Origin of the sequence: Halomonas sp. XH26 (genome assembly GCF_024138895.1) — a bacterium.
Lineage (GTDB): Bacteria > Pseudomonadota > Gammaproteobacteria > Pseudomonadales > Halomonadaceae > Vreelandella > Vreelandella alkaliphila.
This window is the reverse complement of record NZ_CP071889.1, coordinates 2,037,000-2,050,651: the sequence shown is the minus strand read 5'-3', so window position 1 is coordinate 2,050,651 and position 13,652 is coordinate 2,037,000. Positions and strand designations below refer to the sequence as shown.

The 13,652-nt window shown below is 51.3% G+C and carries 13 protein-coding genes; 1 reads left to right on the top strand and 12 read right to left on the bottom strand.

All coding sequences use genetic code 11. The annotated features are described in order from the left end of the window. The first annotated feature begins 150 nt into the window (after positions 1–150). On the top strand, positions 151–1,209 hold the full coding sequence (locus J4377_RS09565; protein WP_253488083.1) for a DUF3524 domain-containing protein: 1,059 nt from the start codon (positions 151–153) through the stop codon (positions 1,207–1,209). A 53-nt stretch (positions 1,210–1,262) separates the two neighbouring features. Here the strand turns inward: J4377_RS09565 and nth are convergent, their stop codons facing one another. From nth to J4377_RS09505, 12 genes are all read right to left on the bottom strand, one after another. Further along, positions 1,263–1,901 (bottom strand): endonuclease III, encoded by a 639-nt coding sequence (gene nth / locus J4377_RS09560; protein WP_038484713.1) that lies wholly within the window; start codon positions 1,899–1,901, stop codon positions 1,263–1,265. Between the two features lie 15 nt (positions 1,902–1,916). Beyond that, a complete protein-coding gene (locus tag J4377_RS09555; RefSeq protein WP_198349673.1) occupies positions 1,917–2,618 on the bottom strand; it encodes an electron transport complex subunit E in 702 nt (233 codons plus the stop codon). After that, on the bottom strand, positions 2,615–3,274 hold the full coding sequence (rsxG, locus tag J4377_RS09550; RefSeq protein ID WP_253488081.1) for an electron transport complex subunit RsxG: 660 nt from the start codon (positions 3,272–3,274) through the stop codon (positions 2,615–2,617). The genes J4377_RS09555 and rsxG overlap by 4 nt, the downstream gene beginning before the upstream one ends. Next, the gene (locus J4377_RS09545; RefSeq protein WP_253488079.1) at positions 3,271–4,320 is read right to left on the bottom strand and encodes an RnfABCDGE type electron transport complex subunit D; all 1,050 of its coding nucleotides are present in this window, start codon (positions 4,318–4,320) and stop codon (positions 3,271–3,273) included. Before J4377_RS09545 ends, rsxG begins: the two co-directional genes overlap by 4 nt. Then, positions 4,317–5,996: an electron transport complex subunit RsxC gene (gene rsxC, locus J4377_RS09540; protein ID WP_253488077.1), complete on the bottom strand. Its 1,680-nt coding sequence runs from the start codon at positions 5,994–5,996 to the stop codon at positions 4,317–4,319. The genes J4377_RS09545 and rsxC overlap by 4 nt, the downstream gene beginning before the upstream one ends. Beyond that, entirely contained in the window at positions 5,983–6,585 is a 603-nt protein-coding gene (gene rsxB, locus J4377_RS09535; protein WP_038484697.1) for an electron transport complex subunit RsxB, read from the bottom strand. The genes rsxC and rsxB overlap by 14 nt, the downstream gene beginning before the upstream one ends. 5 nt (positions 6,586–6,590) lie before the next feature. Beyond that, positions 6,591–7,172 (bottom strand): electron transport complex subunit RsxA, encoded by a 582-nt coding sequence (gene rsxA / locus J4377_RS09530; protein ID WP_038484695.1) that lies wholly within the window; start codon positions 7,170–7,172, stop codon positions 6,591–6,593. Continuing rightward, positions 7,169–8,770 (bottom strand): diguanylate cyclase domain-containing protein, encoded by a 1,602-nt coding sequence (locus tag J4377_RS09525; RefSeq protein ID WP_253488075.1) that lies wholly within the window; start codon positions 8,768–8,770, stop codon positions 7,169–7,171. Before J4377_RS09525 ends, rsxA begins: the two co-directional genes overlap by 4 nt. A gap of 92 nt (positions 8,771–8,862) precedes the next feature. Continuing rightward, positions 8,863–10,899: a methionine--tRNA ligase gene (gene metG, locus J4377_RS09520; protein WP_120386905.1), complete on the bottom strand. Its 2,037-nt coding sequence runs from the start codon at positions 10,897–10,899 to the stop codon at positions 8,863–8,865. A gap of 99 nt (positions 10,900–10,998) precedes the next feature. After that, the gene (locus J4377_RS09515; protein WP_038484684.1) at positions 10,999–11,280 is read right to left on the bottom strand and encodes a hypothetical protein; all 282 of its coding nucleotides are present in this window, start codon (positions 11,278–11,280) and stop codon (positions 10,999–11,001) included. 171 nt (positions 11,281–11,451) lie between these two features. Further along, positions 11,452–12,633 (bottom strand): 1-acyl-sn-glycerol-3-phosphate acyltransferase, encoded by a 1,182-nt coding sequence (locus J4377_RS09510; protein ID WP_038484681.1) that lies wholly within the window; start codon positions 12,631–12,633, stop codon positions 11,452–11,454. 58 nt (positions 12,634–12,691) lie between these two features. Next, positions 12,692–13,630, bottom strand: coding sequence for a recombination-associated protein RdgC (locus J4377_RS09505; RefSeq protein WP_120386907.1), 939 nt, complete (start codon positions 13,628–13,630; stop codon positions 12,692–12,694). Between the last annotated feature and the right edge of the window lie 22 nt (positions 13,631–13,652).

The following is a 13,652-nucleotide window of genomic DNA, read 5'->3' as shown; positions in this document are numbered from 1 at the left end:
GCCCTCCCTAAAGGGGTCGTTGTTAGGTGTTTGATTAGAGTGTATGTAGCGCGACAGGTTAGGCCAAGACGACCTTGGCCGAATGCTCGTAACGTCTCTCATCAAGTGGCTGCTTTTTACTTCGCTTAATGGGCTTTTATTAAGGTGTTTATGCGCGTTTTATTATTGTCTGCTTATGAGGCTGTTAGTCACCGCTATTGGGCACAAAGTCTGATGGCTGAAGTAAATGATGTCTCTTGGACGTTGCTGAGCTTGCCGCCACGCCACTTTTCGTGGCGAATCCGCGGTAACCCATTGAGTTGGTGGTTAAAAGAGTATGAGACACTGAGTGAACCCTATGAGGTTGTGTTAGCCACTTCGATGGTCGATATTGCCACGCTCGTTGGCTTATTCCCTCATTTAGGGCGTGCCAGAAAGATTGTTTACTTTCATGAAAACCAGTTTGCCTACCCAGAGTCTAGCGATCAAATCTCCCAGGTAGAGGCCAAAATGGTCAATTTATACGCGGCGTTGGCGGCGGATACGTTGGTGTTTAATACCACCTACAACCGTGACTCTTTTTTTGACGGCGCGCGGCAGTGGTTAAAAAAGATGCCTGAAAACCTGCCAGCAGCTAAACCATTAGAGCGTTTACGCCAACAGTCAAAAGTGTTGCCTGTGCCAATAATGCCGTCAGGTAAAGCCTCCCCAACTAACGCACACCCACGGCGGATTATTTGGAATCATCGTTGGGAGTACGATAAAAACCCCGAGGATTTCTTTGCGGTGCTGTTCAAGCTGAGTGAGCAGCAGGTTCCTTTTGAGCTGGCGGTGCTTGGGCAGCGATTTCGTGATGTACCCGCTATTTTTGAAGAGGCAGAAGAACGCTTGGCGGCGCACACGATTTGCTGGGGGCCGCAGCCAGAAGCAGAGTACCGAGCGTTGCTAGCGGGTGGTGGTATTGTGGTCTCGACCACGTGGCACGAGTTCCAGGGGTTAGCCATTATGGAAGCTGCTCAGCGCGGCGCGATTCCGCTAGTGCCAGACAGGCTGTGTTTCCCCGAACTCTACCCTAATGACTATCGCTTTGATGGCACGCAAGAGGGGCTTTACCAACGACTGCACGCTTGGTTAACCGATCCGGCTAGCCAACCAGCACTGTTGAATACCCAGCAGTGGCAGTGGCCCGAATGGCGTCGCGCTTACCGTGCGCTTTTGATGGGGCACTGATCACTGAATTGTTGGTCGAGGTCCTGCTTTGCTCACGTTAACAACCAGTGGGCTTAAGCAAGTTCGGTTTTGTCTTTATAGTCGCACAGGTCTTCAATAATGCAGCTGCCGCAGCGTGGTTTGCGGGCAATGCAGGTATAGCGCCCATGTAGAATCAGCCAGTGGTGGGCGTCTTGTTTAAATGCATTTGGAACATGGCGTAGTAGCTTTTGCTCAACTTCAACGACATCTTTGCCTTTGGCGATACCCGTGCGGTTAGAAACTCGAAAAATGTGCGTGTCTACGGCGATGGTGGGTTGACCAAACGCGGTGTTTAGAATCACATTGGCGGTCTTTCTCCCCACCCCCGGCAAGGCTTCCAGTGCTTTGCGTGTTTCAGGTACCTCGCCACCATGTTGATTGATCAGCAAGTGACAGGTTTTCATCAGGTTTTCGGCTTTAGTGTTAAACAGCCCGATGGTTTTAATGTAACTTTTTAGCCCATCGATACCCAGGTCAATAATCCCTTGCGGCGTATTGGCCACAGGGAAAAGCTTGTCAGTGGCCTTGTTAACACCAACGTCCGTCGCTTGAGCAGACAGCAGCACCGCGGCTAGCAGTTCAAAGGGCGTGCTCCAGTTTAGCTCAGTCGTGGGATGGGGGTTCTCCGCCTGTAGGCGAGCAAAAATTTCATAACGCTTTTGGGCATTCATCGGATGCTCTCTTGGTTATTTGATAGTGCCGGTAACACGTACTCGACGATCTGTTCGGGGCACTGCTTGAGCAGGTTGCGCGCGAGCGCTACGGCGTTGATCAAGTACATTCTTTAACGCAATCAATAGCCCCGCAACGAAAAAAGCCCCGGGTGGCAGCACGAAAAACAAAAACTGATAATCATCTACGAAGGTGAGTTGCCAGTTGGTAGCAATAGGCCCAAATAGTAGCGCCATATCGCTAAACAGCGTGCCTTGCCCAAGCAACTCGCGTAGCGCCCCGAGCAGAATCAATACGGCACCGAACCCGAGGCCCATCATAAAGCCATCAATGGCAGCCGGTATGACTGGCTGGCGGGAAGCGAACGCATCTGCACGCCCTAAAATGGCGCAGTTAGTGACAATCAGCGGAATAAAAATCCCCAACACTTGGTAAAGCGAATAGGCAAATGCAGCCATTAAAAGCTCAGCGCAGGTCACGAAAGCGGCAATCACCATGACAAAGGCGGGCAGTCTTACTGCGCTGGGAACCTGGTGGCGAATCAGTGAAATAGTAGTGCTAGCGCCCACCATGACAAGCAGAGTAGCGAATGCCAATCCCAGTGCATTGACAACGCTACCACTAACCGCCAGTAAGGGGCATAGCCCCAATAACTGAACGAGAGCAGGGTTATTCGACCATAGGCCGTTTCGAGCTAGTTCGCGCCACTGACTCATTGGGTGGACTCTTCGAAGGTGATAGGGAGTTCTGTTTCGGTGGCGTTTTCGGCGACATGTTCGGTGACATAGCTCAGTGCACTATGGACGGCGTTGACGACTGCGCGTGGCGTAATGGTGGCGCCCGTAAAAGCGTCAAAGTGGCCACCATCTTTACGTACGGCCCATCCACCTGGCGGCAGACTGTTTAAACTCAAGCCATTAAACTCGGTTATCCAGTCACTTCGCTGGCGCTCAATGTCATCGCCAAGCCCAGGCGTTTCTTGATGGTGGGTAACGCGCACACCGGTAATGCGTTGTTGCTGGTCAATGCCCACCAGTAGCCGAATTTCGCCATTGTAACCTTGGCGAGTAACGACCGGCAGGATGACGACCCGTTGATGATCGCGCTGGACGTACCATCCCTGTTGAGGTTCGCGGTGCCCCAACTGTTCCGGGTTAGGGAGCTTGAATACGCCATCTAAAACCGTTTGAACCGCTATATCTGTTAATGCGGCAGGCAATACATCCTGCAGTTGGCGGTGTTGATAGGCTAGCTGATGATCAGCGATACGCTCGGCAGTCACCGCACGGGTCAACGCAACGCTGCCAGCAGTGACCAGTGAAAACATTCCTAAGGCGAAAGCGCCGCGTAGCATGGCTTGGCGGGGCGTCATGGTGAGTCACCATGCTTTGCATGCTGCTGTGCTTTAGGCTGGCCCGTAGGGCGTGGCACGGTATAGAGATCCAATAGCGGTACACATAAGTTCATTAGTAAAACGGCAAATGCCACGGCATCGGGGTAGCCGCCAAACGTGCGAATAATCATGACCAACGCGCCAATCCCCGCGCCAAACAACAGTTTTCCTCGGCGACTAGTCGCTGCCGAGACGGGATCGGTGGCAATGAAAAATGCGCCGAACATTGCTGCACCTGTGGTTAGGTGAAACAGCGGTGAAGCGAAGTGGCTTGGGTCGCTGGCATAAAAAAGCGTGGCGAGCACTGCCATGCTAACAAGCATCGAAGCAGGGATATGCCAGCTAATAATTCGTTTGGCAATTAATAGCAGTCCACCTGCTAACCAAGCTAGCGCGACGTTGCGCCAAGCGTTCAATGTCCCTTCAGGTAAAGGCTGACTAGCCCAAAATTCGCTGGCCAGTACCGTTTCACCTTTATGTTTAAAGGCATCTAGCGGCGTAGCACCACTTAGCGCATCAAGTGTGGAAGTCGGTAAGGTACCGCTTATCTGGACCCATAGGTTTTCAGAGATTAGAGGCTGCGGCGGCGACCATAACGTCATGTAAGTGGGAAACGATACGAGTAGTAGTGCGTAGCCCACCATGGCGGGATTGAAAGGATTCTGGCCTAGGCCGCCATACAGTTGTTTAGCAACCACGATGGCCGCAATAACGCCTATCCCAAGGAGCCACCAGGGGCTAGCAGGTGGTAGCGATGCACCTAACAGTACGCCGGTTAATACTGCACTTGAATCTCTAAGTGCAGGCTGTAACGGGCGCTGGCGAAGTTTTAACACCAGCGCTTCTGCGCCGAGTGCAAACAGGGCTGCTAAAAGCACATTGCTAATAACGCCCAGGCCGAAGTAAAACGTCATTGCGGCAAGCCCAGGCACGGTGGCGACGATTACCCATCGCATTAGATGGGCGGTGGGTGGCATCGTATTTAATGATTCAGTCGTTCGCTGCGAGGCGTGCATCATGCTCATGGCGATTCCTGTTGTGCCATCGTGGCGCGAGCTTCAGCCAGCCGAGTATCAGCTGCCTTAAGGTTTTCTTGGGCGGTGGCCAGTTGAGTTTCTAAATCATCGTGGCGCTGACTTGGGTCTTCTGCTGCAGCCCTTGCGAGGGTTTTTTCAGCTTTTCTCACTGCCGCTTTAGCGGCGGTTTGAGCAATGCGCAAGCTGCGTAAATCCACCACTTGCACTGTACTGTCGGTTGCCTTTGAGCTATCTGACGTCTGACGACTTTGTGCCTGCCTCGCTTGGCGACGAGCTTGCTTCTCGGCATTCTCGCGCGCCAGGCGAGCCTGACGAAATTCAAATCGATGTTTAGCGTGCTCGGCTTTGGCGGACTCAATGCGCTTAACGCGAATACGCTGCTTTGCCGAACGATAGTCTTGTACTAATGGGATATAACTAGGGCAAACATAACTGCAGGCACCGCACTCAATACAATCAAATAGGTGGAATTTTTCCAATGTAGCGTCGTTCTCTGCACGGGCATACCAATGCAGCTGTTGCGGAAGAAGCTGAACAGGGCAAACACTTTCACAGGCACCACAGCGAATGCAGGGAGACTCACTGGGGGCTGGAGGAAGTTCTTCGCGGGTGGCTGCAATCAAGCAGTTTGTCGTTTTGGTCACCGGGACATCAAGTGTTGTAAGTGGTAAGCCCATCATCGGACCGCCCACAATGACTTGATGAAGCTGTTGGTTTGCTAACCCTACCTGCTGAAGCAGCGTTTCAATAGATGTGCCAATACGCACCCAGTAGTTGCCTGGTGTGCTGATGGCGTCTCCCGTTAAGGTGACAATTCGCTCGACCAAAGGTTTACCATCACGTACTGCATATAGCGCTGCCAGCAGTGTGCCGGGGTTGTGGCAGAGAACACCAACATCGGCAGGAAGGCCACCACTGGGAACATCAAGGTTGAGCAGTTTTTGGATCAATTGGCGCTCACCACCGCTGGGATAGCGGGTCTCGATGACCTTCATCGTTATGCTCACTGGATGCTGGCAGTCAGACTTTTGAAAGTGAGAGAGCGCCTCTTTTAATGCATGGATCGCTTCGGGCTTATTATCTTCAATACCCACCACAATCTGACGGGCACCGCAGAGCTTAGCGACCATTTGCGCGCCTTCCAGTATTTCGGTTGGATAGTGGCGAAGAGCCAAGTCGTCTGCTGTGATATATGGCTCGCATTCGGCGGCGTTGACGACGAGCGTATCAATGCGGTGATGATCCGCTATTTGGGCTTTGATATAAGCGGGAAAACCGGCACCACCAAGGCCTACTAGCCCGCAGCTGTCTAGTCTCGCAATGGTCGTTTGGTGGTCTTCGGCACGCCAGTTAAGAGAGGGCAGCACTTGCCAGCGATCTAAGCCATCAGCGTCGATGGTGATGGCGTTATCACTAATCTGAGTCACTGTCCCGCTAATACTGGCGTGCAGGTTGGCCGATACCATGCCGTCTCGCTGGGCAATTAGGCTACCCACCTGAACCGTATCATTGATAGCAACACAGGGGATCGCGGGATTACCTGAATGCTGTTTAAGCGGAAGTGTTACTTGGGTAGGCAAAGTCGCGTTGCGAAGCGGCGATTGGTTCGAGCGATCTTTTCGTTCGGGCGGAGTAATGCCGCCCGGAAATTCATAGGCCGGCATGCTGGCTCCTGGTTAGCTGGCGATCGCTGGTGATTAAAGGTGCGTTGGTGACGACAGGCTGCCATTGGTTGAGAGGCTTGCTTCTGGGCAACATATCAATACAGTCGACCGGGCAGGGCGCAACGCACAAATCACAGCCGGTGCATTCATCTTCTATCACTGTATGCATTTGCTTTGCAGCGCCAATAATGGCGTCTACTGGGCATGCTTGAATGCACTTAGTGCAGCCAATGCACTCGGCTTCACGAATAAATGCGACGGTATCTTCGGTGGCTGCTTCGCCATCCAGTGGCACAGGCTCTCGGCCTAATAAGTCGGCTAATGCGTGAATAGTCGCTTCGCCGCCAGGCGGGCACTTATTTAACGCATCGCCCTGATTGATGGCTTCGGCATACGGCCGACAGCCTGGGTAGCCGCACTGGCCACATTGGGTTTGTGGCAGCAGCGCATCAATCTGCTCTACCAGCGGATTTTCTTCGCCCTTGAAGCGCACACTGGCCATTCCCAGTAGTGCCCCAAACGTTATTCCAATTCCGGTCAACACACCCACTGCACTGAGAATGCCCCACCAAGAAAAGATGTCTCCCATGGCGGTTACCCCTGTGCTAATCCTGAAAAACCGAGAAATGCCAGTGACATAAGGCTCGCTGTGACCATTGCAATGGCGGCACCTCTAAACGGGGTTGGTATATCAGCATTGGCCAATCGCTCGCGCATCGCTGCGAACAGCACCAAAATCATCGAAAACCCAAGCGCAGCACCCAGGCCATAGAGAGTCGTATGAAAGAAACTCAGCTCGCGGTTAAGCGATAACAGGGCAACACCAAGTACCGCACAATTAGTCGTAATCAGCGGTAGAAAGATCCCCAGCACTTGATGCAATAGGGGGCTGAGTTGACGCACCATGATTTCGGTAAATTGCACGACGGCGGCAATAACAACGATAAAGCTGATAGTGCGAAGATAGGTAACGTCCAAGGGCACAAGTAAGCCATGATAGACCACATAACTAGCGGCAGATGCTAGTGTCAGCACGAACGTCGTCGCTAGCGACATACCCATCGCGGATTCCAGCTTATTGGAAACCCCCATAAACGGGCAGAGCCCTAAAAACTGTACCAATACGAAGTTGTTGACCAGCGCAGTACTGACCAAAATCAAGAAGAGTTCATTCATAGCGGCGTATTTTGCGCAGAAAGAGTGTTACTGGCTTTAGGGGGGGTAAATAGCACAACCTGATGTCTTCCGGCTGCTTTTGCAAGATAGAGCGCTTGGTCGGCTGTACTCATTATGGCGCTTGGCGAAGGCGATTTGCTATCTTTCAGCGTAGCGATACCAACGCTTACCGTTACATAGGGCTTCACGGGTGATGTGGCGTGGGGTAGCTGCAGTTGGTCTATCACTCGCGTCAGTTGCTCGCCAATGCCCTTGGCAGAATCTGGAGAAGCTCCCGGCAAGATGGCGCTGAACTCCTCTCCTCCCGTTCTGGCAATTAGGAAGTTGAATTTGGTTGCGATGCTATTAAAAGCGCCAGCAACTTGCTGCAAACATTCATCGCCTTGTTGATGACCGTAGTGATCGTTGTACAGCTTAAAGTGATCAATATCCAACATCATAACCGCTAATTCACTTGGTGTTGAGACAGCGTCTGAAAAGGCCGTTTCTAGGCGCTGATCATAAAGCCGGCGGTTAGGTAGACCCGTTAGTGCGTCATGGGTGGATAGCTTCAGCAGCTCGGCATTGAGCTGCTGCTGGCAGGCGAATTGCTCTTGAAACGTACGTGCCAGTAACCCTATCTCATCGTTGCGTTTGATAAGCCCATGGGCATCCGCCCCATCAATGCCTACTTGCTGAGTAAATTGAGTTAATAAACGTAGCGGCTTTAGCACAATTTTCTCAAGAAGCAGTAGTACCAAGGCAATGACCATGATCATCAAGCCAGCGGTCCATAACAGCACATAACGAAATGTGGTTAAGCTGGTTAAATAACTTGTACGATTAAGCTCAATGCCTACGCCTAACGATACAGAGCTGAGAGAGCTCGATGTAGGGAAGTAACGTTCGGCAAATACCGTATTGCCTGAAAAGCTGAAAACATCGCTGATAGAAATCGTCTCCTTACTGAGGTTGAGGGTGATAGGTAGCCCTGTATAAACCTCCATAAACGCCAACCAATCATCATCTAATGAGCGCGTCTTGAATAACCACCCAACTGCCGTGCCACTTTTGTCAGTGCGTAAAATTGGGCTAGAGGCCATTATTGCCGGAGGACGGTCAGGGTAAATGCTACTCTGATCGGTTCTGTTTTCGGCAATGGCTGTCTGCATATTGGTTACCCATGGGGTCATCCAACTGCAGTCATCGATAGGGGCTCTACATGTTTGGTAGTCGCCTGTTACTGGATTTATTCCAGCAAGAAAGTGCACGTCTCCGCTGGCTGTGAAAAATGCCATGAGCTGATAGCGCATGTCTTCAAACATTTCTTGGCTAAAGTTGACGTCTGCATAGCGTGGATACTCTCCTTGTATGAACTGATAAGTATCATCCCAGTGAGCCCAGTCCCGTACTTGCGAATGTAGCTGCTGTTGATCCAACTCAAAGCTACGTTCAACACGGTCCAGCTCCCGTTTTACCGTAGCCCGTTCTTCTGCTTGCAGTGCCGGGAATATAAGCCATGCGCTTATTGATGCCAGCGCGGCTATTGCACATAGAAGTAATCCGCCAAGGGCAGCGAAAAAACGAAAACGCAATGAGCGTGGGATACGCTGGTGCATATAGCGAACTCAGTAGGGTTAAAATATCGGTACGAACTCATGAAAAAGGGGCTGAGGTTGCGTGCTCAGCCCCTTTGTCAAAGTATACCTAATTAAGTTACGCGCTGTCCTGGTTCCGCACCGGCATCGGGGGAAAGTAGGTAAATGCCTTCTTTGTTAGCAGATGCTAATACCATGCCTTCTGATAAGCCGAAGCGCATTTTACGAGGAGCTAAATTAGCTACCATGATCGTCAAGCGGCCCTCAAGTGCTTCTGGTGAATAGGCCGAACGAATACCTGAAAAGACATTACGTGTTTCACCACCTAAATCCAGCGTAAGCTGGAGCAGCTTGTCAGCACCTTCAACGTACTGTGCCTTGGCAATGCGGGCAATGCGTAAATCAACTTTAGCGAAATCTTCAAAGCTGATTTCTGCCGCAATCGGTTCTTCCGCCAATGGGCCTTTGGGAGTGTTTTTCAGCTTCTGTTCTTCCACTAAATCCTCCTTGGATGCCTCAATCATAGCGTCAATCTTATCCCGTTCAACACGCGTCATTAACGGCTTGAATTTATTGATTGAGTGATTGACTAGTACGCTATTGCGGCTGTCCCAGTCAAGTGACTCAATCGCCAGGAATTCACGTGCCTGTTCGGCCATGGTTGGCACCACAGGTGCAAGATAGACCATCAACTGGCGGAACAAGTTGATGCCTACTGAGCAGATTTCCAGCACTTCGGCGTCACGGCCTTCCTGCTTGGCTAGTGCCCAGGGGGCCTTGTCGGCGATGTACGTATTGGCTTCATCGGCCAATTCCATAATTTTGCGCATGGCCCGGCTAAATTCACGCGCCTCAAAATCGTCAGCAATCTCATCGCCAGCCGCGATAAAGCGCGCGACCATTTGTGGTTCGGCACAGTGTTCAGCCAGCTTGCCGCCGCCCAGTTTTTTCACAAAGCCGGCGCAGCGGCTGGCGATATTGACAACTTTTCCTACTAGATCAGAGTTAACTCGCGCAGAAAAGTCGTCGAGATTAAGGTCCAGGTCATCCACTTTGGACGTTAATTTAGCGGCAAAATAGTAGCGTAAATACTCTGGATTTAAATGTTCAGCGTAGGTAGCTGCTTTGATGAAAGTGCCACGAGATTTTGACATCTTGGCACCGTCTACAGTTAAGAAACCGTGACAGTTGACCGCAGTCGGCGTACGAAGGTCTGCACCGTGCAACATGGCAGGCCAAAACAGGGCGTGGAAATAGACAATATCTTTGCCAATGAAGTGGTAAACCTCTGCATCGGAACCCTTCTTCCAAAAGGTATCGAAGTCGATACCTTCCCGATCACATAAGTTTTTAAAACTTGCCAGGTAGCCAATGGGGGCATCTAGCCAGACATAGAAGTATTTACCTGGAGCATCAGGAATTTCAAAGCCAAAGTAGGGCGCATCTCGGGAGATATCCCACTCATTAAAGCCCGACTCGAACCACTCCATCAGCTTGTTACGAATTTGTGGCTGTACATGGCCATCATTAATCCATTGCTGAAGAAATTCAGCAAAGTCTGGCAGCTTGAAGAAGTAATGCGTAGAGCTACGTACTTCTGGCGTTGCCCCAGAAATAGCTGAGACAGGGTTGATTAAGTCAGCAGGCGTGTAAGTGGCACCGCACTTTTCACAGTTATCGCCATATTGATCATCGGCACCACATTTAGGACACGTGCCCTTAATAAAACGGTCCGCTAGGAATAGGCCCTTTTGCGGATCAAACATTTGCTCAATATCGCGGGTGGCAATATGGCCTTTATCACGCAAGCGGGTGTAGATCAGTTCGCTAAAATAGCGGTTTTCTTCTGAATGGGTGGAATGATAGTTATCAAATCCCACGCCAAAGCGGGCGAAATCTTCTTGATGATCTTGGGAAACGCGCTCGATCAGGGCTTCGGGCGTAATACCTTCCTGTTCAGCCCGCAGCATAATGGCAGTGCCGTGGGCGTCGTCGGCGCAAACGTAGTAGCACTGCTGTCCACGACTTTTTTGAAAACGCACCCAAATGTCGGTTTGGATGTACTCAAGAAGATGGCCCAAGTGAATGGCGCCATTGGCATAAGGAAGCGCGCTTGTCACCAAGATGTTGCGCGGGGCAGTATTTGACATGGTGAATGATAATTCCGGTTAGGCAGTGCAAATAAAGACGGCGAAGTAGGAGTGCGCTTCGCCGGTAACGTCAACATGCTGCTTACAGCTATTTCTCCGCTAGTAAAGTGCCTGCTCTTCCTGAACGACTTCACGCAGAAGCTCTAAAAAAAGCTTGTCAGCTTCAGAGTGCTCAGTGGGGTCTTCGGGAATATGGACGCTCGTAGTGTCGGAGATTTCGTTGGCAATTTTGGCCATTACGGCAGGGCTGTTGCCTTCGACTAGCTGCTGTCTTGCAATCGCTAGGGATTGTTCTAAGATTTTTGGATCTTGGAGCAGCTTGCGAATAAAATCGCGTAGTTCATTAATAATACGTGTTTTTTGAATTTCTGATGCGGACATTGGAGTTCTCCTTAAGACCGCGCTTGAGGGATGTTCAAGCGAGACCAATGAATGCTTTGACCATAGCACTTTTTTTACAGCTGAGCATGGGTTCCTGGAAGCATTGGATGCAGTCTATTGGCTTTTACTAGCACACTGTTCCAGTACGTATGTTTCCAGTACCCTTGCGCTTTAAAGGCTCAGGCGCCCAGCCTTGTGTTTGACAGGGTTGGCGTATTGTTCCAACCAATAAGGCCGCAACGCTTCAGGTATGCTAGCCAGCCGAGCGTTAAAGCGCTCTCTGTCTTGACGCGTTATCGTTTTGCGGGCGATCAGTTCTGGTGATTCGCCTAGGGCTTCCAGTGCTAAATAATGGCTAGGAAACAGGCGATAGCCACCGATCACTTGGCGATCAATCTCTGCTGCCACTTCATCCGGCGTTGCCATATCAGCGCCTACCGGACTACCAAAGCGCAGTTGCACCCGACCTTTAGAGCCGGTGATTCCTGACACAATAGAGCGAATATCTTCGAATTCGCTTTTCGCGTAGCTTCCTTCGGTAGCGATATCGTGGAGTTCCTGAGCTTTCTGATGGTCGCAAGGGTCGTATTCGTAGCTAATTGATACCGGCACCAGTTTTAACTCGGCAATGGCGTCACCGAATACCATATCCCGGTCAGCGTTGCGTCTGGCCATGGTCAGCATTTTGATGATGGCGGGATCGGTGCGATCAATGCCATTTTTAGCACGACCCTCTCGCTGCGCCATCCAAATAGAGTGCTGATCAACAGTAATTGAGTGACGAATATAGGCTGATAACTGCTGATATGCCGCCAGCATCGCACGCTTGCCTCGGGCGCTGCGCGGTACAATAAAACTTTTGTTTAACCGCATCAGATCGGTGACGTAAGGCTTTTTCAGGAGGTTGTCTCCGATCGCAATACGTACTGTATCGCGACCAGCCAGATAAAGCGCATAGTTCACAAAGGCGGGGTCTAGCGATATATCGCGATGGTTGCCTATAAACAGGTAAGCGCTGTTGTTATCGAGCTTATCAAGCCCGGAGACTTCGAAGGCATCCGTGGTGGTGCGAATCATGCGCTCCATATAGCTGGCGATACGCATCTGGAAGTCATATACGGATGTAACGCCCTTTACTTCACGACGGACGGCATGGCCTGCTAAAGCGCGGGCGATGGGGGGCGCCCACTTGGCCATGCGCGGGAGCCTGAACTGAGTCAATGCATTTAAAAGCTCGCTATCATGTGATAGGCGCTCAAGAACATTGGCCACTTCATGATCCATATAGGGGCGAATGTCAGCCCAGGGGTCGTTGGCGGTGTCGGCGTTAAGTGCGTTGTTGTGATGAGTCATGCGATCCGTTGGATATAGGCAGAAATAAACAGTTTATATCAGCAGGCTAACGGCTGAATTAAGCGTCTGGCTGCGTAGCAGCTTCGCGCTGAGCTTCACCACCCAGCCACTCGATTAGGCGAGGAATATCGTCAGAAAGTGCCTGCGCCATCAAAATAAAATCAGTTTCTAAGCGAGCAAGTGCATCATCGCCATCATCTGCGTGATCAGCTTCCTCTATTAATGCATCGCCAAAACGCAATGATTTCAGCGCTAAATCATCATGCAGAACAAAGCTTAAACGACCTTCCAGGCTAACTGCGAGCTTGCTGGCTTGACGTCCGCTTTCAAGCAATTGCTGGATCTCGTCGCTGTCTAGATCAACTTGGCGAGCACGCAGCACGCCATCATCGCCTTTGGCTTTTAACTCAACCTGATCCCCTAACACAAGGTCGGCAGGGCGGCTTTCCGCTTCGCCCAGCCATTGCGTCATCGCACGGATAGGCAGTGTTTGTGATGTGAGCGGCGTGACTTTCAAGCTGCCCAACGTTTCACGTAGTAGATCCAGCACGTCTTCTGCCCGTGTACGAGAGCTGGCATTGACGCCAATTAATTGACGGCGCGTATCCCACCATAAATCGATTTTCTGACTGCGAACAAATGCGCGGGGCATTAGTTCCTCAGTGACTTGCTCTTTCAGCGCCGTTTTTTCTTTGCGCGTTACCTTGCGCCCTTCGCTGGCTTCGATATCAGCGACTTTATCGTCCACTTCCTCTTTTACTACAGACGCAGGAAGCAAGCGCTCTTGGCGCAGGGCTGAAAGTAGTCGGTGGCCTTGGATTTCATGCAGCCGCTGACCACCACCTAGTCGTCCTGCCGGGGCTGTCCACCCTAAACGACGCGCATCCGCACTGCCTAGCGGCTTGGCTGCATGCTCGTCGAGTGCATTCGCTAGTGTATCGCTATCAAGCTCAGGGGCGCCGTGAAGGCGGTATAAATGTAGGTGCTTAAACCACATGTCACCAATCCTATTAAAAAGG